Source organism: Flammeovirga yaeyamensis (genome assembly GCF_018736045.1).
In the GTDB taxonomy this organism is placed as follows: Bacteria; Bacteroidota; Bacteroidia; order Cytophagales; family Flammeovirgaceae; genus Flammeovirga; species Flammeovirga yaeyamensis.
This window is the reverse complement of record NZ_CP076132.1, coordinates 3,565,329-3,589,001: the sequence shown is the minus strand read 5'-3', so window position 1 is coordinate 3,589,001 and position 23,673 is coordinate 3,565,329. Positions and strand designations below refer to the sequence as shown.

General features: G+C 33.8%; 20 protein-coding genes. 4 read left to right on the top strand and 16 right to left on the bottom strand.

What is annotated here, in order from left to right:
• Window positions 1-37: 37 nt before the first annotated feature.
• A complete protein-coding gene (gene lon / locus KMW28_RS14040; RefSeq protein WP_169665109.1) occupies window positions 38-2,497 on the bottom strand; it encodes an endopeptidase La in 2,460 nt (819 codons plus the stop codon).
• Between the two features lie 279 nt (window positions 2,498-2,776).
• On the opposite strand from lon, the gene KMW28_RS14035 reads away from it, so the two are divergent.
• A complete protein-coding gene (locus KMW28_RS14035) occupies window positions 2,777-4,876 on the top strand; it encodes an OmpA family protein (protein ID WP_169665108.1) in 2,100 nt (699 codons plus the stop codon).
• Window positions 4,877-4,922: 46 nt separating this feature from the next.
• Here the strand turns inward: KMW28_RS14035 and KMW28_RS14030 are convergent, their stop codons facing one another.
• The 3 genes from KMW28_RS14030 to KMW28_RS14020 are packed head-to-tail and all read right to left on the bottom strand — an operon-like array spanning window position 4,923 to window position 6,563.
• A complete protein-coding gene (locus KMW28_RS14030; RefSeq protein ID WP_169665107.1) occupies window positions 4,923-5,702 on the bottom strand; it encodes a hypothetical protein in 780 nt (259 codons plus the stop codon).
• Window positions 5,703-5,761: 59 nt separating this feature from the next.
• Complete coding sequence (locus KMW28_RS14025) at window positions 5,762-5,935, bottom strand: hypothetical protein (RefSeq protein WP_169665106.1); 174 nt, start codon at window positions 5,933-5,935, stop codon at window positions 5,762-5,764.
• Complete coding sequence (locus KMW28_RS14020) at window positions 5,916-6,563, bottom strand: hypothetical protein (RefSeq protein WP_169665105.1); 648 nt, start codon at window positions 6,561-6,563, stop codon at window positions 5,916-5,918. The genes KMW28_RS14025 and KMW28_RS14020 overlap by 20 nt, the downstream gene beginning before the upstream one ends.
• Before the next feature lie 297 nt (window positions 6,564-6,860).
• Between KMW28_RS14020 and rocD the strand changes: the two genes are divergently transcribed.
• The gene (gene rocD, locus KMW28_RS14015; RefSeq protein ID WP_244994462.1) at window positions 6,861-8,102 is read left to right on the top strand and encodes an ornithine--oxo-acid transaminase; all 1,242 of its coding nucleotides are present in this window, start codon (window positions 6,861-6,863) and stop codon (window positions 8,100-8,102) included.
• 59 nt (window positions 8,103-8,161) lie between these two features.
• On the opposite strand, the gene KMW28_RS14010 is transcribed toward rocD, so the two are convergent.
• The 9 genes from KMW28_RS14010 to KMW28_RS13970 form a co-directional block, all read right to left on the bottom strand.
• Entirely contained in the window at window positions 8,162-8,506 is a 345-nt protein-coding gene (locus KMW28_RS14010; protein WP_169665103.1) for an antibiotic biosynthesis monooxygenase family protein, read from the bottom strand.
• A gap of 135 nt (window positions 8,507-8,641) precedes the next feature.
• On the bottom strand, window positions 8,642-9,040 hold the full coding sequence (locus KMW28_RS14005; protein WP_101958124.1) for a hypothetical protein: 399 nt from the start codon (window positions 9,038-9,040) through the stop codon (window positions 8,642-8,644).
• Window positions 9,041-9,248: 208 nt separating this feature from the next.
• Complete coding sequence (locus KMW28_RS14000; protein WP_169665102.1) at window positions 9,249-11,804, bottom strand: family 20 glycosylhydrolase; 2,556 nt, start codon at window positions 11,802-11,804, stop codon at window positions 9,249-9,251.
• A 279-nt stretch (window positions 11,805-12,083) separates the two neighbouring features.
• Window positions 12,084-12,935: a DUF5777 family beta-barrel protein gene (locus KMW28_RS13995; RefSeq protein WP_169665101.1), complete on the bottom strand. Its 852-nt coding sequence runs from the start codon at window positions 12,933-12,935 to the stop codon at window positions 12,084-12,086.
• Window positions 12,932-13,474, bottom strand: coding sequence for a YceI family protein (locus KMW28_RS13990; protein WP_169665100.1), 543 nt, complete (start codon window positions 13,472-13,474; stop codon window positions 12,932-12,934). The genes KMW28_RS13995 and KMW28_RS13990 overlap by 4 nt, the downstream gene beginning before the upstream one ends.
• On the bottom strand, window positions 13,474-13,893 hold the full coding sequence (locus KMW28_RS13985; protein WP_169665099.1) for a c-type cytochrome: 420 nt from the start codon (window positions 13,891-13,893) through the stop codon (window positions 13,474-13,476). Before KMW28_RS13985 ends, KMW28_RS13990 begins: the two co-directional genes overlap by 1 nt.
• Window positions 13,894-13,983: 90 nt before the next feature.
• Window positions 13,984-14,697: a hypothetical protein gene (locus KMW28_RS13980; RefSeq protein ID WP_169665098.1), complete on the bottom strand. Its 714-nt coding sequence runs from the start codon at window positions 14,695-14,697 to the stop codon at window positions 13,984-13,986.
• 95 nt (window positions 14,698-14,792) lie between these two features.
• The gene (locus KMW28_RS13975) at window positions 14,793-15,134 is read right to left on the bottom strand and encodes a hypothetical protein (RefSeq protein ID WP_215585748.1); all 342 of its coding nucleotides are present in this window, start codon (window positions 15,132-15,134) and stop codon (window positions 14,793-14,795) included.
• Window positions 15,135-15,343: 209 nt separating this feature from the next.
• The gene (locus tag KMW28_RS13970; protein WP_169665097.1) at window positions 15,344-17,068 is read right to left on the bottom strand and encodes a phospho-sugar mutase; all 1,725 of its coding nucleotides are present in this window, start codon (window positions 17,066-17,068) and stop codon (window positions 15,344-15,346) included.
• A 201-nt stretch (window positions 17,069-17,269) separates the two neighbouring features.
• Between KMW28_RS13970 and KMW28_RS13965 the strand changes: the two genes are divergently transcribed.
• The gene (locus KMW28_RS13965; RefSeq protein WP_183363976.1) at window positions 17,270-18,469 is read left to right on the top strand and encodes a J domain-containing protein; all 1,200 of its coding nucleotides are present in this window, start codon (window positions 17,270-17,272) and stop codon (window positions 18,467-18,469) included.
• A gap of 78 nt (window positions 18,470-18,547) precedes the next feature.
• Here KMW28_RS13965 and KMW28_RS13960 read toward each other — a convergent pair whose 3' ends face one another.
• Window positions 18,548-18,778, bottom strand: coding sequence for a hypothetical protein (locus KMW28_RS13960; RefSeq protein ID WP_066205743.1), 231 nt, complete (start codon window positions 18,776-18,778; stop codon window positions 18,548-18,550).
• 372 nt (window positions 18,779-19,150) lie between these two features.
• Here KMW28_RS13960 and KMW28_RS13955 point away from each other — a divergent pair, with 372 nt between their 5' ends.
• Window positions 19,151-20,623, top strand: a complete 1,473-nt coding sequence (locus KMW28_RS13955; protein WP_169665095.1) for a hypothetical protein — start codon at window positions 19,151-19,153, stop codon at window positions 20,621-20,623.
• 34 nt (window positions 20,624-20,657) lie between these two features.
• On the opposite strand, the gene KMW28_RS13950 is transcribed toward KMW28_RS13955, so the two are convergent.
• Both KMW28_RS13950 and KMW28_RS13945 read right to left on the bottom strand, forming a co-directional pair.
• Window positions 20,658-22,484, bottom strand: coding sequence for an ABC transporter ATP-binding protein (locus KMW28_RS13950; RefSeq protein WP_066205747.1), 1,827 nt, complete (start codon window positions 22,482-22,484; stop codon window positions 20,658-20,660).
• An 88-nt stretch (window positions 22,485-22,572) separates the two neighbouring features.
• Complete coding sequence (locus KMW28_RS13945; protein WP_169665094.1) at window positions 22,573-23,496, bottom strand: PP2C family protein-serine/threonine phosphatase; 924 nt, start codon at window positions 23,494-23,496, stop codon at window positions 22,573-22,575.
• Between the last annotated feature and the right edge of the window lie 177 nt (window positions 23,497-23,673).

Below are 23,673 nucleotides of genomic sequence, written 5' to 3'. Positions count from 1 at the left end.
CCGAAAGTGTGTTTTGTATTTTAAGAAATTAAATTTGCTATTTCTTTGGTAAATCAAATTTAATTGGATCCTCTACTTTCTTCTTAAGTAAGGCAATTTCTAAAACTTCTTTAGCATCTTTTACGAAATGTAAAGTCAAACCATCTGTATATTTTTCAGGAATATCTTTCACATCTCTCTGATTTCTTTCTGAGAAAATGATCTCTTTAATTCCGGCACGTTTTGCGGCAAGAAGCTTTTCTTTGATACCACCTACAGGTAATACTTTTCCTCTAAGAGTAATCTCACCTGTCATGGCAATCTTCGCTTTCACTTTTCTTTGAGTGAAAATAGATACCATCGAAGTCAACATAGTGATACCGGCCGAAGGTCCATCTTTAGGAACAGCACCTGCAGGAACGTGAATGTGAAGATCATAGTTTTCAAAAATCTGATGATCAATTCCGTACTTATCTGCGTTGGCTTTCAACCAAGATAGGGCAGTAGTTGCCGATTCCTTCATCACGTCACCTAACTGACCAGAAAGAGTGATTCTACCTTTACCTTTTGCCAATGAACTTTCGATGAATAGGATCTCTCCACCCACCTGAGTCCATGCTAAACCAGTTACTACACCAGCATAATCATTATCAGAATATGTTTCTCTCTCAAAAATTGGAGCACCTAAGTATTTGATAATTTGATCTGGACCAATTGATTTTTGGTATTCTTCCTCCAAAGCAATTGATTTAGCTACTTTTCTAACGACAGATCCTACTGTTCTTTCTAAACCACGAACACCAGACTCACGAGTATAGTTTTCGATTAAGAACTTCAAGCCTTTAGCAGAGAAAGAGAAATCTTTTGCCTTCAAACCATGCTCAGATCTTTGCTTAGGAATCAAGTGCTTTTTAGCAATTTCTTCTTTTTCCTCGAAAGTATAACCTGTAATTTCGATGATCTCCATACGATCTCTCAAGGCAGGTTGGATGGTGTCTAAAGAGTTCGCAGTCGCGATAAATAACACCTTAGATAAATCGTATTCTACTTCAAGGTAGTTATCTACGAAAGTACTGTTTTGTTCAGGATCAAGCACTTCTAGGAAAGCCGATGAAGGATCTCCCCTGAAGTCGTTACCGATCTTATCAATCTCATCAAGGATAAACACAGGGTTAGAAACACCAGATTTTTTGATACTCTGAATGATTTTACCCGGCATTGCACCTACATACGTCTTTCTGTGGCCACGAATCTCAGTTTCATCATGTAAACCACCTAAAGAAATACGGTTATATTCTCTACCCAATGCTTTTGCAATTGAACGACCCAATGATGTTTTACCCACACCTGGAGGGCCATAAAGGCAAAGGATTGGTCCTTTAATATCTTTCTTAAGCTTAAGAACGGCTAAGTATTCAAGAATACGTTCTTTCACTTTTTCTAAACCTTGGTGGTCTTTGTCCAAGATTTTTTGTGCGTTCTTTAAATCGAATTTATCATCAGTAACTTCGTCCCAAGGAAGGTCCAAAAGGAACTCACAATAGTTCATAGAAACAGCAAAATCCGCTGCAGCAGGATTAGAACGCTGAAGCTTTGCTAATTCTTTATTGAAGTGTTCTTTAACAGTCTCTGGCCATTTCTTTTTCTCTGCTTTGATTTTCATCACAGCAATTTCTTCGTCAGGACCATCAACACCCAATTCCGTCTGAAGCACTTTCATTTGCTGACGTAAGTAGTAATCTCTCTGTTGTTGATCGATATCTACATTGGTCTTACCAGCAATTTCATTTTTGATCTCCAAAAGGTTGACCTCTTTGTGCATCAACTTCAGTAGTTTTTCTACTTTAGTTTTACCATTCGATACCTTTAGGATTTTCATCTTTTCATTAACATCAGCATTGATGTTTGTAGCGATGAAGTTGGCCAAAAATTCTAACTCACGGATATTTTCTAAAGCATGTGAAGCCTCTTGTGGGATATCTCTATTCAAACTTAAAATTTGATAAGCGACATCTTTCAATGAAGACTCTAATGCCAATTCTTCGTTTTTAGATATTTTCGAAAAATCTTCTTCCAAAACAGAAACACGACCTTTCAAATAAGGCTCTTCAGTAGTCACCTCATTCAATTGAATCTTCTTTCTACTTTGAGCGATAATTGTTGAATTACCATCAGGAAGTTTTAAGATTTTTACGATCTGCACTAATGTACCATATTGATGTAAATCCTCAGCAGAAGGATCTTCTTCAGAAGCGTCTTTCTGAGCAATACATGCAATAAACTTTTTCTCGTCGTAAGCATTATTCACTAATTTGCTAGATTTTTCTCTACCAATTGTAATAGGAATAAGTACATTAGGGAAAAGAACCATATTGCGAAGTGGAAGTATAGGTACTTCCAATTCTTCAATACCGTCCAAATTATAATCACTATCAACATCGTCTGAAATAACGGAGATGATAGCGTCATTATTTATATTTGATAAAAGGCCTTGGGCCAATGTGTCTTTCGTTCTCATATAAGTTTGTCTGATCTTAGACTGCAACAACACAATTAAGTGTTTATTTCTATGCAATATATCAACCAAAGATCTAAAACTGACATATTTTCATATATGCTGACAAAGTTGTCATGATTATGGTGTAATCTTTGTGAAATATTAACCAATTAAAAATATAGGTGCATGTATAAGATCATGATTTTTGATCGTTATAAGTGTACAGCGTATTTAACAATAACATAATCTGATTAATATAGTTTCCTTAATTAACTAATAATTAGGGACTAAACATATACCATGGGAAACATCTTCAAAAAAGAAGGGATCTTACTAATATTACTCTTGACTATTTTATTTACCTCGCCTGTTTTCGCGCAAAAGAAAAAAAAGAAGAAGAATAAAAAAGTTCAAGAAACTGAGAAAAACGAAGGGAGTGGACTTAGCATTCAAGAATTTCAACCTACAAAAGTGAATAATGTAGTGAAACTTCCTGGATTGAAATTTCCGAATATCAATAAAATACCGCTCTACCAAAACAATGCACTTTTAGCCCAAATTGCCCGTTTGGAACGTAATAAACAATGGGAAGAATACCGTGAGTTATTATACAAATATGTAACTTCCTTTGGCATCAATAACTTTCTAAGATTGGAAGATATGGACCTCATGTGGAGGTTGGCCAATGTGTCAGAGTATTTAGGTGATAGAGCTTTGGCTAAGGAAACCTATCGATTACTTTTAAGACATAACCGTGGTGATATTAAAAAGGCTTTGGCACATTACGAAGATCTAACACTATTTGATAAACCCCTTTATGCTAATATCGATGATTATTATCGATTGGTCGAAAAAAGAGCATTAATAGATACTTTAACTCCTCCAGAGGATGTTTTGATCGAAATGGGGCCTGAAGTAAACTCCGATTTCTCTGATTATGGAATGACACTAGGAGGAGAAAATCAATCCCAATTGCTATTTACAAGTAACCGTTCTGAGCGTGATACTTCTGAGTTCAACAAACAATTCAATCCAAAAAAGCACAACGAAAATATTTACATCTCCACAAAAACCGATTACGATATGTGGGGAATGGCAGAACCTCTAGAAACCATCAATACTAATTATAATGAAGGCTCTCCTTTCTTAAGTAAAGATGGGAAGACACTTTATTTTATTAGATGTATGACTCCTGAGGGGTATGGAGATTGTGATATCTATTACAGTAAGAAAAATGAGGATGGCACATGGGATGAAGCGGTCAATTTAGGATCAAAAATAAATTCCTATGCTTGGGATTCTCACCCTTCTCTATCGATGACAGAGGATACGCTCTATTTTGCATCGGATAGAAAGGGCGGGTTTGGTAGTTCTGATATTTATTTCAGTGTAAAAGATAGCAAGGGTGAATGGGGTAAAGCCAAGAATATTGGACCTTTTATCAATTCTAGAGGAAGTGAGTTAAGCCCATATCCACATGTGAAATATCCGATCTTATATTTTTCATCATCCGTAGGGATTGTCAATTTTGGTGGTTTTGATATTTATAAATCATTCATTGTGGATGGTGAGTTTTCTGAACCAAAAAATGTTGGACCACTAGTAAACGGATCAGGTGATGAATACTATTTTGCCATAGATGCAGAGGCAAAACAGTTGTATTATGCAAAATCAAAAGTGAAAGGTAATCCTAATTTAGATATGCAATCCTTTCCATTACCCATGGAAGCTAAACCTAATAACACTGTACGTTTCTCTGGAAGGGTGGTAGAACCCACAACAGGGGAAGTATTTAAAGGTGTAGTAACAATTATCGATTTATCGGATAGAGTAGAAGTGGCTCCTAAAAAAATTAGAGAAGATGGCTCTTTCGATTTTGAATTGATCAATGATAAAAAGTACTTACTAGTGATTGAAGGAGATAACTTTTTCCAAATCGAAGAAATTTTCTTCGTTGATGGAGATAAGCACGTTCAAATCCCTGCAGTTTCAGTAAACAGTTCACTTTCTTTTGCTTCCATTGATTTTGATCCAGGGAGTGCCAAGCTAAAACCTGAGATGGAAAATAACCTGCATCTTGTGATTGACTTTTTGGTAAAGCACACCAATTATAGATTGATAGTGACAGGTCATACCGACTCTGATGGCAATCACGATGCGAACGTAAAGTTGTCAAAGGAAAGAGCGGAATCTATCAAAGAGTTTATTATTAACTATGGTGAGTTAACCAATGATCGTGTAATTGCAGATGGAAAGGGTGATTATCAGCCGATTGTTAAGAACCCAACAACTCCAGAAGAAAAACGATTAAACCGTAGAGTAGAATTCAAAATTTTCTTGGATGAATATCGAATATCAGTTCCGGTAGATGATAATGACGATATCAATTGGGAAGATTAAGTTATAGAATACTTTAAAGCATATATGTAATAATTTTACCTGTACTCTAATTATTACTAGGTTTTCTATTATCATATTCTTTGTAATCTATATCTAAACTTTTCCAAAAAGATAGTTTATACTCATGTATACTTTTTGCTAAATCGGTTTGTATTGTTTCAAGTTTTTTGCTGTTTTTTTCTTTTGTTTCATTCAAAAGTTTAATGTTATTCTCCGTCTTCAATGGATAGTAATTATAAATTGACAATTGATACATTTCCTTAACCTTATCATATATTTTTTCCATTGCTGGTAAAGTTTTTGATAGCCTATAGAAATTATCCAAACTACGTAATTCTTTGTAGATTTGACCTTCTAATTTATTCGCTTCACTTTTATAGTCATTCAAACTAAAACTACTTATATTCAAAGAGTTTTTTAAATGGATTTTTTGGAACTCAAGAGTTAAAAAACCTATGTTATTTATTTTGTCAAAGACCTCATTTTCCCACATCGAAAGTAATTTATCCCTCTTCCAATTCTCTAATGACTCTTTCTTTTGTCTCTTCAATATTCTGTTATTGACAATAATGTTTGCCACAAATAAACCTACAGTTAAGGATAATCCTATTATTTGATAGATTCCGGAATAATCATCTTTTGCCTTTGGCATACTATCAACACGAACGTGATGTACTACAGAATCAATAGAGGCTTTAATTTGATACACAGTATCGATTTGTGTTTGGACTATAGTATCTGTTTGAGTTATGAATACTGTATCAATGATTGGTTGAGATTGTGTGATAGAGTCGTTTAAGACTGTGAGAATTTCTAATAGTATCATTAGTTTGTTTGATTTTATGTTTAGTCAATATAAAGCTGTAAAAAAATATTAGAATGGTTTTATTTTTTTGTTGTCTGATCTTCCAAATACTTGATATCTAGCTTATCCCAAAACTTTGTTTCTATTCCTAATATATATGACAATTCTAACATCATATCTTTATTCATATCTTTTATACTTTGGTTTAGTTTGATATTATATTCTTCATGATCTTTACTTTGTTTTTGCCACATTTTCTATAAGTATATCAAATTTCGAGATAATACTTTTACAAAACTTATCAATGCCTTCTTGGGAATTCAATATAGCTAGGAAAACGCTTAACCTAGCTTGAATTTCAAGTATATGATTACTATGTTCTAAGGCTAAAGTCATCATCACTTCTTCAAAATCATCTGGACTTATTCCTTTCATATAGAACCTATCATCTTTTGTCAAAAATAGATTAATACAAATCCCTTTTAATTCATTCAGATCTTTTTCTACGTTCTTTTCCCAAAGTTCTAGTAACTTATCTCGTTTCCAGTTATTTAATTGTTTTTTCTGTTCCAACTCAAACATATCTTTTTCATATTCTCTTTGGTTAGATAACCTTTTACTTTCATATTCTCTTTGATCTTTAATTAAAGCATTAGTTCTTTTAATATTCCATCCGAAAAAAATAATTGTAAGACTTAAGCCTATTAAACTAATCACATCCGAAAATTTAAACTCAAGGAATTTATCTAAGAATGATGGTTCTACAGAAGTAACTAAGTTATCCATATGAATGTGATACACTATAGTATCATTAACTACTTTGATTACTTGTTCGGTAATTGTTGAGTCATTTAAGATGTTGAGAGATTCTAATAATATCATGTTAGCTTAATTTCGATTATAAGTTTAGCTAACATAAATCTGTGAATAATAAAAAAGGAATCCAAAGATTCCATTTAATTAAAATAAGTTATTGATAACGACGATATCAATTGGGAAGATTAAGTAACATAAAACACATTTATAAAAATCCTGATGTAACCCTTACATCGGGATTTTTTTCTAATAATATTGAATAATTATAATATTATTCTTCAATATATTGTTGGATAAGTAGTCCTTTACTCTCATATTTGAGGACACATATAACATATAAACATTTAATATCAATCTTTTACTATGGAAAATGTAATGGCTATGACTTCGCAAGAAGCAATGGAGATGGAGAAGAAGTATGGTGCGAATAACTATGCTCCCCTTCCTGTTGTACTTTCTAAAGGTGAAGGCGTATTTGTATGGGATGTAGAAGGAAAAAGGTATTACGATTTTCTTTCGGCTTACTCCGCAGTAAACCAAGGACACGTTCATCCTCGTATTTTGAACGTGATGATTGAACAAGCATCCAAGCTAACGCTTACTTCAAGAGCATTTTATAGCGATCAATTAGGTATTGCAGAAAAGAAACTTTGCGATACTTTTGGATTCGAAAGAGCCATCTTGATGAACACAGGTGCTGAAGGAAACGAAACAGCTATCAAATTGGCGCGTAAGTGGGGTTATGAGAAAAAAGGTATTCCAGCAAATGAGGCAATCATTGTTGGTGTAGAGAAGAACTTCCACGGTAGAACGACTACAATTATTTCAGCATCAACTGACCCTGTTGCCACAACAAACTTTGGCCCTTATATGCCAGGTTTTAATATCATTCCTTACAATGATTTATCAGCAGTAGAAGAAGCACTTCAAAACCCTAACGTAGCCGGTCTATGGTTAGAGCCTATTCAAGGCGAAGCAGGTGTATATCTTCCTGATGAAGGATATTTAAAGGCTTGTCAAGAACTATGTAAAAAGCACAATGTACTTTTCATGGTAGACGAAGTACAAACGGGTGTAGGTAGAACAGGTAAGTTGTTAGCCTCTGATTACGACGAGTTCAAACCAGATATGGTTATTCTTGGTAAAGCGATATCAGGTGGTTTCTACCCAGTATCTGCGGTATTGACTTCATCTGAAGTTATGGATGTATTCAAGCCAGGTGAGCACGGTTCAACTTACGGTGGTAACCCACTTGGTTGTGCAGTTATGGTAGAAGCATTGAACGTTCTTGAAGAAGAAAAATTAATGGAAAATGCTTTCCATTTGGGTAATATCTTCAGAGAGAAAATGACAGAACTTTGTGGTAAAACAGATCTTTTGGTGAATGTTAGAGGTAAAGGTTTATTGAATGCCTTGATTGTTAACGATACAGAAGAATCATCGACTGCTACAAAAATCTGTTACGCATTAATGGATAAAGGACTTCTTGCAAAACCTACACATGGTAACATCATCCGTTTTGCTCCTCCATTGGTCATCAACGAAGAACAATTAAATGAGTGTGTTGAGATTATTACTGAAGTGGTAATGAACTTTGAAAAATAAGCACTTGTTTTTTAAGAATATTGAAGGTCGGCTTCTAACAGAAGCTGACCTTTTTATTTTTAATCATGATAGGCTTTACTATCTGATGGCGCTTCATTTCGCTCATTCAAACCATATTCTCTTATAATCTGCCCCACACGGATGGTATAATCAGAAAATATATATTGAGCGCCTTTTGCCTGACCCTCTCTATGGGTCATCACATTCCTCCATTGCTCAATAGCTTCTTCATTTTCCCAATAAGATAAGGATAAAAGTTTCCCAGGATTCTGTAGACTTTCAAACCTTTCAATAGAAATAAATCCATTAATATCAGCCAATAGTGGTTTTAGGTTGGTGGCAATTTTTAAATATTCTTCTTTGTTTTCCTCTTTTGGGAAAACCTCAAAAAGTACTGCGATCATATTTGGTTAGTTTAGTTTATATCAAGTTATGAAGATTGTTTTAACACCACTTTTTCCTTCTCAATTATTATGATAAAAAAGAAAGGGTTTCCTAAATTCAATTAGAAAACCCTTTCAGATGTATGTCGTTTAGTCTTACAATACTTCGTTACCCTCTTCATCAACTGGATAAGGGATATACACGAAGTTCACAAAATCATCATCGATCACAAACAAGCAACAGAACTCATCTGCATCTTTGTACGATTTTTTAAACTCCTCATATTTATCAACCAAAATCAATTCTTTTTGTAAAAATTCTTCTGCATAAGATGCTCCGTAATTCCACTCCAAAAACTCTTTTTGCTGAGGCCCAACAATATGCTGTCCTACTTGCAAATCTTGTTTAGAAACTGGAAAAATAGGGTATTTAGAAAAGTTTCTTTTTCTAATCTGATAAGAAGCTTCTTTCAATACAGAGTAAACCTTAATAAAATCTTTAGTGATTGTACCAAGATATTTCCCTTGACTATTTAATTCTGGTGTGTTTTGCATAATCTAATTCTTTGTGTTGAAGCCAAATAATAGAACCGACTTCCAAATACAAAATTCTAAAGTATTATTGATGGATGCAAATCTCTTAAAGTAAAGTTAACTAAAATGAAAAAAAAGGCCTTCCTCTCGGAAGACCTTTGCTCTTTAACTGAAGGTGAGTCTGTAGTTTAGTCTATTTGTTAACTGTGTGTGTACTGATGACCTGACTTTATTTCATTGAAGTCAAGTTGTCTTTTTCTGAAACGCTAATTACTCTACCATGATTTCCCAATGCATCAAATGCTGCAAATTGGTAGTTGCCATCTAAAGCGATAGCCGATGTAAACTCAGGAGATTTGTTAGTCAACTCTTCACCTGCTTTGGCATATCTGACGGTTAATCCTGGATAAGCAATATTCGCACTCACTTTATTATCTTCCACTTGTAAACCTACTGGAGGAATTCTGTAATTTCTACCCCAAGTAGCTAAACGGTTAAATTCTCTTTGTCCTAAAGCATTAGCAAAAACATTCCATTGCTTATCTAACTTTTTGATGATAGCATCACCTTGCTCTCCTTTATTGACAAGTGATTTTGCCCATCCTCTTTCTGCTAAAGCCAACATTTTAGGGTAAATCATGTATTCCAAACGATCGCTTGATTTTAAAGTCTCAGCCCACATCGCTCCTTGAATACCTTTAATATGAGAAAGACCTTTCTTCGTTAGTCTTTCTTTATCTTTCATCTCTTCCACTGTAAGTACCCCACCCAATCTTAACTTATGATCAATATCAAAGAAGTGAGTAGGAAGGTAGTTGAAAACAGCTCTTGTATCGTTGTAATCACCCCAATAGAAGCCTGGCTCGTCAACTTCTTTAGTATATGCCATATCAAAATATAAGCTTGATACAGAAGTTAGAATAACATCGTATCCTTGGTTGGCTCTTTTGTAACCAAAATCCTCAGTACCTACACCCCAAGAGTTGTCCCACGCGTTAAGCGTTAAATTCTCTGGAGACATTCCTTTAGCATGGTGTAAAATATCATCCCATAACTGAAGCTTCACTTTGTTTTTCTTCGCCATTTTGGCAATTCTTAAAGCATAATATCCTTTGATTGCTTCAACATCTTTAAGGTTATTTTCTTTCATGAATTCCTGACAAATTGGAGATTTCTCCCAAACACCTTTTGCTACTTCATCACCACCAAAGTGAATTGTTTCTAAAGGAACACCTGCTTCGTTGTAGATCGATTGGAATTCTGTTACCAACGCTTCAATGAAGTTGTAAGATGTTTCCTGACAAGGACAAATTGTGTTATCATCAAATCCTTGTACTGAAGAATACTCTGAGGCATCGTTAGGATCATTCAATAAATATTTATTCGCTTCTTCAGGAGATTTACCTTCTTTAAGAAGTTTTTCGGCTCTGTAGCTCATTGCATTAATGGCAATTCTAGCATGACCAGGAATATCAACTTCAGGAATGATTTCAATATTTCTAGCGTGAGCATATTTTAATATTTCGATATAATCTTCTTTTGAGTAGTAGCCATTAGAAACACCATCAATACCTTTTGCTCCAGATCCATAAGATGGAATCGTAGAATAAGGAGATGTCGGGTGAGCTCTTTTCGAACCTAGTTCAATCAATTCAGGGAATTTTTCTAATTCAATTCTCCAACCTTCATCATCTGTTAAGTGGAAATGTAAGGTATTCATTTTGTAGAATCCCATCACATCCAATAGGTTCAAGATCGTTTCTTTCGTTTGGAAGTTACGAGCAACATCCATCATAAAACCTCTATAACCAAATCGAGGGTAATCTTTAATGCTTACCGATTTGATGGTTGAACTTTCCCCTTTTAATGGTAATAATGCTCTTAAAGATTGGATGCCATATACAAGGCCTTTTTCAGTACCTTGAATAGTAATTTCTTTCTCTTTAATGTCTAATTGATAAGCTTCTTCTGAAGGAGCGTTTACTCTCTTGTTGACTAGCTTAATATAATGATCTGAAGTGGCTTTATCTACAATAGCAATATCCTTATCTGTCGACTCTTTGATATACTTTTGTAGTAACTCTGCTTGTTTATTGGTTGCTGAATTCGATACAATCTCTTTTATTAAAGCAATATCAAATCCTCCTTTACCCTCAATAACTTGAATAGGTGTTGGTATAATCTTTTGTGCTGTAGTTAATTCAACTTTGGTCAGTTTCGCATTGTTCTTATATCGGATGAACTTATTTTCTACTTCATAAGTATCGTCTTTCGACATCACAGCCATATCAGGGGTGAATTTACCTACTTCATAAGCTGGAGTGTAAAATTCTTCTTTTCCTTTATTCTTAAATAAGAAATAGAAACCACCGGCAGCATCAGTATATTTAATTACTGCACTGTTGGTATATAAGTCTAATACTAAACTTTCTCCTTTGTCTAATGCTTTGAATTTTTCAGTGGGTTTTACCTCAAAAAAGTCGCCATTGATGCGTTTAATGCTTACTTGGTCTCCAATAGCATTTACATCTAAATTGGTACAAGGTTTATTATTAAAATACAATGCCCAATCACCTTTGGTAAATGTATTTTTCCCAATGTTTTTAATAGTTAATTGTGCAAACGATTCTCCTTTTTCATTCACATCATTGCCCACTTGTTGCCAGTGAATAAGAATATCGTGCTTACCGTTATCTTTTGTTCCAACGCATCCATTAAGTCCCAATAGCCCAAGGACTAAAAACGTAATAAAAATTCTCATTTGATAAGTTAGATCGACTTTCATCGAAATTTAATGTTAATTTACTCTTGTTCAGAATAACTACTCCTCTGAATAAGTTTAAAGCAATCTAATTCATAATAAGTGTATAATGAAAACTTTTAGATAAGAGGTAAACATTTCCCGCTAAACGACAATAAAATCATGGTAAACTGTTGAAATCAAAAATACGCAGTGTTATCGCTAATTTTTTTTGCAATAAACTAAATGATAATCAACTTAAAAGAGGTGTAAAATAGGGCTGTTTATTAGTGAATACTTGAAAATGAAAATTTGATTTATTAGTTAAAAAACGCGAACAATGTTAAATCCAAAATAAATTTCACCTTCACTCCAGTCGCCTGTAGCATACGTTAAATAAGAAGGTGGGAGGTTGGCTTGTGCATTAGAAAATAATAATTGAAATACGTGACCACCTGTTTCTAGATCAACACCTAAAGACAATGGGTTCTTGAATGGGTTTTGTTCAGGTCTAGAAAAATTATAATCATATTCTGCTGTTAAAGCGACTCTTTTCGAGACTTTATATCGCCCACCAGCACCTAGGATAAAATAATTATAGATATCGTAATCTGAGTACTTCAAATTTTGTCTCACATACTTTGGAGTCAGTTGAAGGGAGAAATGATCTGTCAAACGTCTTGCAACTTGTAATTGATATAAAAAGCTTAACCGATCTGTGTTGGTTAACTCTGGATAGGCATTATCAGAAAGTTGTGTGTTGGCATAAATCCCTGCAAATGCAACTAGGTGTAATGGGAAGTCTTTGCTTTGCTCAGTTATTTTATATTTCAAAGAACCAACAATGGTTTTTCGATAAGTTTCCCTACCTAAGGAAACATTTAATTTATCAGTAATTCCATACAATAACCCGATGTAGGTATTGGCATTGTCTAATCCAAAAAAGGTAGTAAATCCATCTTTTATACTACCAAATCGATGGGAGATAACCAGATGGAATTCTTTTTTAGCAGCAAGTTTAGATGATTCTCCATTGATAATTCTTGTCGCCTTAAATGCAGGCATTTCAAATTGTTCATCAATACTATCAGTATTAATCTCATTCAGAAGATCATCTTGTGCTAAAACAGAGGAACATATAAAAATGGAAGAGAATAGGAAGAATAGAAGTTTCATGAGGTAGGCGCTAAATTTAACTTGAGCTGAACAATAACTGTTTCAGCAATTTTTTTATAAACTATTTTAGGGATTTTGATTTTGTAATCTTCTGGCATCAATGTCATTTGTGAGGAGACATTGTATGTATTATTCTCGTACAATATCAGAAGCTCTCCAGAGATAGATTGCTCCTCCCCATGTATCGATAAGGTACCTTGATATTGATAAGTACCCGATTGTTTGATCAAAAAATCTTTGATGACCCCCTTAAAAGTAGCTTTTGGATATTTTTTGGTATCAAGATAATTCTCGTTAAAATGCTCTTGCATTAACGCTATTGGAAACTCAAAACTTTTTATGGGAATGACAGCTGCGATGTTTCCAGTACCTTCATCTAGTATTCCAATCAGTTTATCTGATTTTGCTTCTATAGGCTCAAACGCAGGAACAGAAGCAGAGAAATTACATTCTCCAACTTCTGTTTTGTATTTGGTCTGACTGTATGAATTTTTTAGTGGGAAGAGAAGGATAATATAAAGTATAAAGTAGCGTTTCATTATTCAGCAAACCCTCCTTCAGCCCAATCTTCTATAGCTTTAATATTTGCTTCCGACATTAAACCACCTTGAGGCATAGGGTTGTTTGAATTTCTTATTCTAGAAAGTACTGCCCCATTTTCGGCACCATCTCTGGCTGTGGCGTAGGTGTGTAAACTTAAACCTGCTCTAGGGTTCGAACTACCATGGCAACTTGTACAATTAGAAGTTAATATAGCTTGAACTGTTCCTGAATATGTAACGACATTAGCATCTTGACTATCATCATTATTATCCTGTTGATCGTCCTGATCATTGTTTTGATCTGCTGTTGTATTGTTTGTTGGTGCTTGTTGTGTTGGCTGCGGAGAAATATCACCTTCTGAACAGGCTACAAAAATAAAGATTAATAAAAAGGTAAATATTGATAAGAATTTCATATGATATTAGTTGATGTTTAGAAGAGTAACTCATTCCGTTTAAATTTGTTTAAACAAACATCGATTAATATCCAATTTTAATAATTCGGATTATGCATTAAGAATAGCCCTTCTTCTCACCACTTTTTTTAACCTTAGTAGGAATCTACATAAGCGTCCAAGAATCATATCACCGCCGATGTAAATAAACATAGCGCCAATAGGTGGGTTGATTGTTTGAAATATCCATTGATAGGTGTCCCATTTCCATACGTGTAAAGCAGTTCCAACGATTTCAATCCATAAAACAAGACAACTCATAATTAGGTAAAAACTACTATAATTTTTTCTTCTTAATGCCCAGAAAAACAATATTCCTAATGCAAAACTTAAAGTGTCTTGGAAATAAAGGATGATAAAAGTAAAGAGTATCAGGAAAGAGGGAGTGAGGACCTTCTTTATTTTTTCTTGGGTTTTAGTATCAAAAAGTTGGTTGATATGCCAGCCTAGCGAAAATATACATGCATGTCCTATCGGAACGTATAATGGAATTTGATTGCCTCTGTAATCATACATGTCTAAAATTACGCAGCACAACAATTCACCTAACCAAGAAAGAGGAACCATCACCAACATTAAATATTTGATTTTTAATGAGGATTGTTTGAACAGAAAAATATAAAGCAGAAAAACGGAAATACTTGTTACAGGCTTACCATCAAAATACTCTTCAGCAAAAAATGTTGAATCAAAAAATAGAATGGGTAACCATAAAAGAACAGCAAGAGTGTAAAAGAAAATGGAAGTGTAGCGTTGTTTAGTCATGATGAATTATTAGTGTCAACTTCCTAATAGAGAAATTAACTGAGTTTATTCATCACAAGTTAGTAATATTTTGAAAGTACTTGATCAATTTATTATTATAAACTGATGAGGTAATTCATTAAATAGAATAAATATCTTAATGGGAATACAAATACCAAGAATAAGATACTAAAAATTACATAAAAGAATGTACTATGAATAACTGGAGTGTTGGCCACTTTTTTATTAGGGGAAACCTTATGTGAAGTATCATAATAGTGTACATTATTTAAAATAACATCTTCATCTTGTTGTATGTCACTTTCTATTTGGGATACTATTTTCTTTTGTGGAAGTTTAAAATATCCTCGGTGAAATGGTATAAACGCTAAGCCTAAAAAAAGGAAGGAATAAAACATATATTTCAGCTCCCTTTTTAATATTGTGTAATTTTTCATGTCATATGGTTGTTAGGTTTAATTTTTAATTCTGGGTATATATTTTTTTACGATTGGGTATTTAGAAAGGTTGGAATATTAACAATAGAATTAGGATTATTTGACTGATTTTTGAGTTTTTGGACAGATTCTAAATTATTAACCTAAAAATGACAAAAAAAGGCCATAACATTACTGCTATGGCCTAAATATAATTTGATGTTAAACGATTAGTTCAACTTCATATCTTCAATAATCTTAGCAACTTTTTCTTCTAATTGAGCATCAGCAGCATCAAATTCTTCTACCGAATTAATAGAAGTGTTTACGCTGAAATAGAATTTAATCTTCGGCTCAGTACCAGAAGGTCTTGCAGAGATTTTAGTACCGTCTTCCAAGAAGAACTGAAGTACATTTGACTTAGGTAAATCAATTGTAGATTCTTCTTTAGTAGATAAATCTGTTGCGATAGACGATTGGTAATCTCTCATTTCTAACACTTTCGAACCGTTGATTGTTGCAGGAGGTGTAGCTCTAAGATCTTTCATCATTTGAGCAATTTCCTCAGCACCACTCATTCCCTTCTTAGTGATAGAAATTAGTTTTTCTTTGAAATAACCATGTTCGTGGTAAATATCAATTAATTGTTCGAACATCGACTTACCTTCGTTTTTGTAGTAAGCAGCCATTTCACAGATCATAGAAGCGGCAGCAACTGCATCTTTATCTCTAACAGCATCACCGATAAGGTAACCGTAAGATTCTTCACCACCTACGATAAAGTTTTCTTTACCTTCCTTCTCTTTGATTACTTCTGCGATATATTTAAATCCAGTAAGAACGTTATAACAAGGCATTCCGTTTGCAGCAGCAAAACGATCGATAAGGTCTGTAGTAACAATAGTTTTACAAACAAAATCGTTATTCTTAGCCAAACCTGCTTTCTTACGTGCAGAGATCACATAGTTAAACAATAATGCAGCCGTTTGATTACCATTTAATAATGTCCACTCACCTTTATGGTTTTTAATGGCAATACCTACACGGTCAGCATCCGGGTCAGTACCTAATAATATATCAGCATCAATTTCTTTGGCTTTAGCTAAGGCCATGCTTAATGCTTCTGCTTCTTCTGGGTTAGGATAAACTACTGTTGGGAAGTTACCGTCAGTTACTTTTTGTTCTTCAATAATATGAACGTTTTCGAAACCTAAACGCTCTAATATTGGGGGAACCATTGTAATACCTGTACCATGAATAGAAGTAAAGACAATTTTAAGATCTTTTTGAGCTTTAATTGCTTCAGGAGATACCGATAATTTCTCAAGCATTTCTAAATATGGCTCATCTACTTCTTTGTTGATTGCCACAATTCGATCTTCACCACCTGTAAATTTCACCTCATCAACAGATGCAATTTTATTTACTTCGGCAACAATGTTTACATCGTGTGGAGGAACAACTTGTCCACCATCGTTCCAATATGCTTTAAAGCCATTGTACTCACGAGGGTTGTGAGATGCTGTAATAACAATACCTGTATCGCAACCTAAATGACGGATAGCGAAAGATAATTCAGGAGTTGGTCTTAATGCATCGAATAGATATACTGTGAATCCGTTAGCTGCTAAAACATTGGCAGCTACATTGGCAAATAAAGCAGAGTTATTTCTACAGTCGTGTGCAATAACCGCTTTTGGAGTGCCATCCACTTGTTGATTTACATAGTTTGCTAAACCTTGAGTAGCCATACCAACAGTATATTTGTTCATTCTGTTCGTACCTACACCCATAATACCTCTAAGTCCGCCAGTACCAAATTCTAAAGATTTGTAGAAGCTTTCAGTTAATTCTTGAGGGTTTTCAGCTTGCAATCTTTTGATTTCAGATTTTGTTGCTTCGTCGTATGACCCTTCGAGCCATTCTGTAACTTTATTTGCTATTACTTGATCCATGTTCATGTAAAGAATTGAGATATATATAATTTGCTGCAAATTAACAGAATAATTACTCATAACAACGCTGACTAATGTCAGTTTTAGATGAAAATACCCTTTTTTGATGAAACATTTACAAGCATTTACGTATTATAAGTATATATAATTGATAATATTATCTACTTCTATCTATAACATTGCACCCGTACACTGCGAATTATGAGTTCATATTATGAAATATTAGGAATATCCAGATCCTCCTCGAAAAAGGAGATCAAAGCAGCCTATAAAAAATTAGCCAAAAAATATCATCCAGACACCAACAAAACCGATTCAAATTCCTCAGAAAAATTTAAAGAAATTGCTTTTGCTTACGAATATTTGATGAATGATTATCAGCGTCAGATGTACGATCAATGGCTTAAATATCAAGAAGACCTTAAAAGTACTACTACCAATTATGAAAGTGAAGACATAAAGTGGGAAGATAAATCGAAGTTTTATGAAAACTTCAAATCGAATCGAGAAATCCAGAAAGAAGATGATAAACGTATTTTTAAGTGGGGATCGATTGCTGTTGTATTTATGGTGATTGGTTTAAATGTGTTGTTCTATGGAGGAAAATATTATCAAGAAAAAGTATACAAAGAAGAATTAAACAACGAAATAAAAGCGATAGAAAATGTACTTAAATATACTGAAGAAGGACATTATGGTAAGGCTTTAATTGAAGCCAAACAGATGGAGAAAACATTGCATATCCTTACACACCAAAGAGATGTGTTATACGATAGTTTATTAAAAGAAGTGGATATTGCTTCCCTTTATTTTTTTCAGGAAAGATCATTTGATGAAGTGGTGAGTCTACTTTCTGAGGTAGAAGAAGAGGTCGGGATGAGCATGCCCAATGAATTATATTGGAGATTGGCAGTGGCACAATTCAATACTAAAAGATATCATCAGTCTACTTATACGTTTAGACAAATGATCTTAAAAAATAGATACGATTTTAAAGCTCACATGGGATTGGCCGAGGTATATTCAACAGGACTTAATCAACCAGAAAAAGCAATTGATGTTTTATCGGGTGCTGCCAATTTAACCAATGATTATTATGTGGAAACGTATGGTAAAGCCTACGCGGTGGTGCTAAATGAAACAGATGTCCCTGAGGAGCATTTTACCATTTATTTACTTCGAGCAAGGTTACTGAAAACTTTGGGCCGACATGAGGAGGTCATCCGAGATTGTAAATGGGGGGCAAGGGTTAGACCCAAAGATCATAGATGTTTTTATTTATTAGGCGAAAGTTTTTTAGCAATTGGAAAATACGGAGAAGCTTGTGCTGCCTTTAAAAAAGCTTCGGATCTTGGTCACCTGCCATCATCAAATCGTTTTAATCAGATTTGTATGCAATAAAAAAGAGATGAGCTCATTTATCAATAAGTTCACCTCTTTTTTGGATTCAAGATTTGGTATAATCTTGAAAAAAGTAAATTACTTTTTATATAATTTATTACGGATATCTTCCATTCTCATTAACAATTCAGCATCCGCCTTTTCGTATTCGTTCTTTAACTGAACTGGTTCTGCTTCTCTGCTAGGCCCGTAAATGCGTTTGCTGTTTAGGTTAACGCCTGGGTTTGGTGCGTGGTTGTGCTGGCCAAAGCACGATGACAAAGTCACCAATACTGTACACACGCCTACATAATTAAAAAACTTTTTCATAAAATTTTGATAGTGTTTGTTTGACTAATTGCGCAAAGTCAAGCAAAAATAAATAATCATACTGTAAACACAATATAATGTGAGATTATTTGTAAAGATTTATAAAGATCAATCTTGTTTTTTCATACTCTAAGAAGATACTATATGTAGATAAATCTTGATTATTTATTTAATATATCTCGTTTTTAGCTAAAAAATGAAGATAAATAGTTTAATATTTTACATAATTCTGTAAATTATATTTTGTAATAACAGTTCTTTGTATAATTATTGGTAGAAGGTAAATGATAAGTTGTGAGGACATACATTTTAAGATGTATGCAAAGTATCTTCGCCAAGTATTTATATCATGATTTTTGTAGACAACTTGACATGAATAAAAAGCCAAATCTTTCTGCAATAGAAATTTACTCTGAAAAGGTAGCAGATGCCATATGTGATGATTTTTTTTCAAACAATGATTACATAACAGGTATTCAAATAACGAAATTAACCAATATAGAAAGTGTCAATCTTTTTGTCTTAAAAAGAATTTTTGAGAATTGGCAAAAAGAAGCAATTAGAATTCAAAGTCCATATTTTGATTACACTTCTGATGCTGTTCGTGAGTCACTATCTCACTTAATGAACGCATTGTCTAAAAATATACATATCTCTAGAATACATTTCTTGCCTTTATTACATAAAGCAGTAAGAGATGTATTAGTGCTTACTTTCTCTCCAGAAATCTTTTATGATGAGTTTTTTGGAATGCAGGGAATGAAAATTCCATTAAAGAATTTCTTGATTCCAATGTTTGGGTACATTAAAATTCACCCAAGATTAACGAAGGAAATTCAAAATGCAATAGAAGAGGAAGCAGGTATCAATATCAAGAGAACTGAAGCAATTAATATTTCATCGAATATCGTAAGAAAACATCCAGAATTGATAGACGATCCTCAAGAAATTATTGCAGCGTTTAATGATATTCTTCCTGTAGGCATATTTGAACTTCACCCAGGCTACCTTGATGAAGCACCTGTCGAAAAAGAGGAAGAAGAGGTAACAGAAACTTCATCCATAGATATTGAAGAGATGTCTAACAATATTGTTTCTTTTGATCATGAAAATGTAAAAGAGCAAGTTGATGAGGCAGAGGAAGAAGTATCCCCGATAGAGGAGACTATAGTTACTTCTGAAGTACAAATTGAAGAAACGGAAGTAGAAGAAGAGGAGAAGCAAGAAGCTACTCTTTTTGAAGAACCTACTTTCCAAGAACCCGATTTTTCTACTACACCTGCTAATGAAGTAGACAATGTGATTGACGATATCGTTGATGAATCTTTGAAAAGCTTTGATCAAGAGGATGTAAAAGAAGATAATGTTGGTGAATTTGAAGAAAATTCTATCGAAGAATTTACTTTTGAAACAATCGAAACTCCAGAAGAAGAGGAGGAGGTTCCTCCTGTAGTGGCTGAAGAACCAACAACAGTTGAGGATCAAAGTAAAGAAGAGGAGAATGTAGTTGAAGAAAAAGAATTGCCTATTTCTAAAGAGGAAGAGGTAACCTCTCAAATATTGGCTTCTGCTGAAAAAGAAAATGAGTCCAATGGTATACTTGATCAATTAAACTCTGGAAGTATTAAAGAGAATATGAATTTAAATGATCGTTTTCTTTTCCAAAAGGAATTGTTTGGTGGAGACCAAGAAGTGCTTACGCATGCGATCAATAGAATTGATAATTGCGAGGATTATACATCAGCAATTAGTCTAATAAAAACGGATTATGCAGTGAAATACGATTGGGACTTTACTTCAGATGCTGTAGTAAGTTTTATTTCACTGGTCGACAATAAATTTTAATTACAACTTTCTTTCAAAAAATCCCATTAGTTTTCTAATGGGATTTTTTTTGGTCTTTCAATTTTTGTGAGATTAAATTTTTCTGAAGTTGTTCAAAATTGGCTTCAGGAATGGATTCAATCAATTTCTTGGTGATCTCTGTTTTTGGAGATTTATAAATTTCATTAGCCAATCCCCATTCCACGATTTCTCCTTTGTTCATCACTAAAATTCGGTCGGAGATAAATTTAACAACGGCCAAGTCATGTGATATAAATATATAAGTAAGGTTAAATTTCTCTTTAAGATCTTGAAGTAAATTTAGTACGATCGCCTGAACAGAAACATCTAACGCAGACACTGACTCATCGCAAATAATAAACTTAGGCTTAGTTGATAAAGCACGTGCTATACATATTCTCTGACGTTCACCTCCAGAAAACTCATGAGGGTAACGGTTCATGTAATTTGCACTTAAACCAACTGTTTCAAGTAAACGTATTGCTTCTTTTTTCCTAGTTTTATCATCAGAATAAATCTTATGCACTTGCATAGGTTCAATAAGTGTCTGACCAATAGTTAACCTAGGATTTAAAGAAGTATATGGATTTTGGAATATGATCTGAATATCAGAACGTAAATTATTAAGATCCTTTTTAGGCATTTTTGTGAGTTCACGACCATCAAAAACTACTTCTCCATTAGTAGAGGCTATTAATTGTAATATAGTTCTACCTAGTGTCGTTTTTCCACAGCCCGATCGACCTACAAGCCCTAATGTTTCTCCTTCTTTTACATCAAAGCTTACGTTATTTACTGCAACAAAAGATTTTGTGACCTTGCCCCAGATGTTTTTCTTCACAGGGAATTCTACAGATAAGTTTTTCACCTGTAACAAAGGTTGATGATCTAAAATCTCTTTCTCTTGTTCAAGTACTTTGTTTTCGTCAACTGCATTGACAATTAAAGCTTGCCCTACAGACATGAAACGTGCTTTACTGCGACCATTTCCTCCTGCGTCTGTTGTAAAATCGTTTAAAGTTGGTAGCCTCTTTAGCGAGAAGTCTAATCTCGGCCTACAAGCTAACAAACCTTTTGTATAGGAATGTTTTGGTTGATTAAAGACTTCATATACAGTGCCATATTCTACTAATTTCCCTTTACGCATGACTGCGATTCTATCCGCCATTTGAGCTACAATGGCTAAATCATGAGAAATAAAAATGGTAGCTGTATTTCGAGTTTTCTTAAACTCATTAAAAAGATCTAAGATGCCTTTTTGAGAGGTAACATCCAAAGCCGTAGTAGGCTCATCTGCAATAAGTAAACTAGGGTTACAGATTAACGCAATAGCAATAAGTACCCTTTGTTTCTGACCTCCGGATAACTGATGTGGATACGAATTAAATACTTTTTTGGGATTGCCTAATTGACAAGTGGCAAAAGTTTCTAAAGCTCGCTGCTTAGCTACTCTTTTATTTACTTTTTCATGAACAATAATCGTTTCAATCAACTGATTACCACAAGTGATAGAAGGGTTTAAGGAACTCATCGGGTCCTGAAAGATCATCCCTATATCTCTACCACGAATATCTTGTATTGTTTTTTTTGGAACTTGAAGTAAATCCACTGTTCCATGATTATTGCTATGAAATAGGATCTCTCCATCAACTTCTCTACTTGATTTATTCAAAAGCTGAAGCATGGATAAAGCGGTCACAGATTTACCCGATCCAGATTCACCAACTATTCCTAAAGTTTCTCCTTTTCTTAAAACAAAACTGATGTTTTTAACTGCAGAAGAACTGCCTCTATCTTCATGATCAAAAGAAATAGAGAGTTTTTTTACTTCAAGAAGAATATCAGAGTTGTTTTTTTGCATCGACAAATATTAAAAAATCTTTTCAAATCGTAATTTAGGAATAAAAATATTAGGTCGTGTAATTTTCTTTGTTTTTTGCTGATGTTTCTTATTTCATCTCAATACCGATAACGGTAATGTCATCTCTCTGAGGAACATTTTTCTGATGAACATCAAGTGCTGCTTCTAATAAATCGCCCACATCTTTTAGAGGATTATTGCTATGTTGACGAAGATAATCTTCGAAATATCGACGACCGAACTTGTCATTTTTGATATTGTTTTGATCAAGTAATCCATCCGTAAGCATAAAAATATAATCACCTTTATTGATAGGTATATTTGTGGTAGAAAAATTGATATCTTTTCTTTGATGCCCACCAATAAATTTTCTACTTCCTCTATATCTTTTCAACGTGTTTTTCTGCTTATCTATTTTGTAGATATCACTCTTAGCTCCAGCAAAATCAATGCTTTTTACACTTCCTTCCTGATCAGTAAATCTAATTAAAGAAATATCCATCCCGTCGTTTATACTATTTTCTTGTTGTCTTAAGTAGGAGATAATTCTTGTATTGATCATTTCTAAGATTTTTGCAGGATCTTTTGCCAATCCTTTATCGACGATTTCTTGAAGGATCGTTTTGCCAATCATTGACATTAAGGCTCCAGGAACACCATGTCCTGTACAATCCACACAAGCAAAATATTTGTAAGTAATATCATCTTCTCCTTGGGATTCACCATACCAGTAAAAATCACCAGACACAATATCTTTAGGTCGGTAGATGGTGAAATAACTATTAAATACTTTTTTTAGTAATTCGGAAGGAGGTAGGATGGCATGCTGAATTGTTTGAGCAGCTCTTAAACTATTCGTAATTTTTATATTTTGTTCATTGACTTCAAGTAAAGCTTTATCTAACTCTTCTTTTACTTGTTCGACTTTTTGCTTTTGAAGTTTCGTTTTTCGAATAACCATAAACAAGGCAATCACTAAAAAGCTAAGACTAAGAATAGAGATGATGTACACAATTAGTCTTTGTTGATATTGCTCTTCTGTAACAGAAAAAACTGTAGAGGTGATAGGTGACCAAAGTAAAGAAAAAGGTACTATGTTATTCCAAGACGTATCAAGCCAATTGATACTTGAATGAAATAGAATTTTATTGCATGGATCAAAGAGATTAAGAATAGTATTTTTTATGAG

What these genes read in the sequence shown, in the direction of transcription:
- KMW28_RS14025 (WP_169665106.1), bottom strand. Translation starts at nt 5,935, where the DNA reads ATGTGGCAAAAACAAAGTAAAGATCATGAAGAATATAATATCAAACTA.
- rocD (WP_244994462.1), top strand. Translation starts at nt 6,861, where the DNA reads ATGGAAAATGTAATGGCTATGACTTCGCAAGAAGCAATGGAGATGGAG.
- KMW28_RS13950 (WP_066205747.1), bottom strand. Translation starts at nt 22,484, where the DNA reads ATGCAAAAAAACAACTCTGATATTCTTCTTGAAGTAAAAAAACTCTCT.
- lon (WP_169665109.1), bottom strand. Translation starts at nt 2,497, where the DNA reads ATGAGAACGAAAGACACATTGGCCCAAGGCCTTTTATCAAATATAAAT.
- KMW28_RS13990 (WP_169665100.1), bottom strand. Translation starts at nt 13,474, where the DNA reads ATGAAACGCTACTTTATACTTTATATTATCCTTCTCTTCCCACTAAAA.
- KMW28_RS13975 (WP_215585748.1), bottom strand. Translation starts at nt 15,134, where the DNA reads ATGAAAAATTACACAATATTAAAAAGGGAGCTGAAATATATGTTTTAT.
- KMW28_RS13985 (WP_169665099.1), bottom strand. Translation starts at nt 13,893, where the DNA reads ATGAAATTCTTATCAATATTTACCTTTTTATTAATCTTTATTTTTGTA.
- KMW28_RS13980 (WP_169665098.1), bottom strand. Translation starts at nt 14,697, where the DNA reads ATGACTAAACAACGCTACACTTCCATTTTCTTTTACACTCTTGCTGTT.
- KMW28_RS13955 (WP_169665095.1), top strand. Translation starts at nt 19,151, where the DNA reads ATGAATAAAAAGCCAAATCTTTCTGCAATAGAAATTTACTCTGAAAAG.
- KMW28_RS14020 (WP_169665105.1), bottom strand. Translation starts at nt 6,563, where the DNA reads ATGATATTATTAGAATCTCTCAACATCTTAAATGACTCAACAATTACC.
- KMW28_RS13960 (WP_066205743.1), bottom strand. Translation starts at nt 18,778, where the DNA reads ATGAAAAAGTTTTTTAATTATGTAGGCGTGTGTACAGTATTGGTGACT.
- KMW28_RS14030 (WP_169665107.1), bottom strand. Translation starts at nt 5,702, where the DNA reads ATGATACTATTAGAAATTCTCACAGTCTTAAACGACTCTATCACACAA.
- KMW28_RS14010 (WP_169665103.1), bottom strand. Translation starts at nt 8,506, where the DNA reads ATGATCGCAGTACTTTTTGAGGTTTTCCCAAAAGAGGAAAACAAAGAA.
- KMW28_RS14035 (WP_169665108.1), top strand. Translation starts at nt 2,777, where the DNA reads ATGGGAAACATCTTCAAAAAAGAAGGGATCTTACTAATATTACTCTTG.
- KMW28_RS13970 (WP_169665097.1), bottom strand. Translation starts at nt 17,068, where the DNA reads ATGGATCAAGTAATAGCAAATAAAGTTACAGAATGGCTCGAAGGGTCA.
- KMW28_RS14005 (WP_101958124.1), bottom strand. Translation starts at nt 9,040, where the DNA reads ATGCAAAACACACCAGAATTAAATAGTCAAGGGAAATATCTTGGTACA.
- KMW28_RS14000 (WP_169665102.1), bottom strand. Translation starts at nt 11,804, where the DNA reads ATGAAAGTCGATCTAACTTATCAAATGAGAATTTTTATTACGTTTTTA.
- KMW28_RS13995 (WP_169665101.1), bottom strand. Translation starts at nt 12,935, where the DNA reads ATGAAACTTCTATTCTTCCTATTCTCTTCCATTTTTATATGTTCCTCT.
- KMW28_RS13965 (WP_183363976.1), top strand. Translation starts at nt 17,270, where the DNA reads ATGAGTTCATATTATGAAATATTAGGAATATCCAGATCCTCCTCGAAA.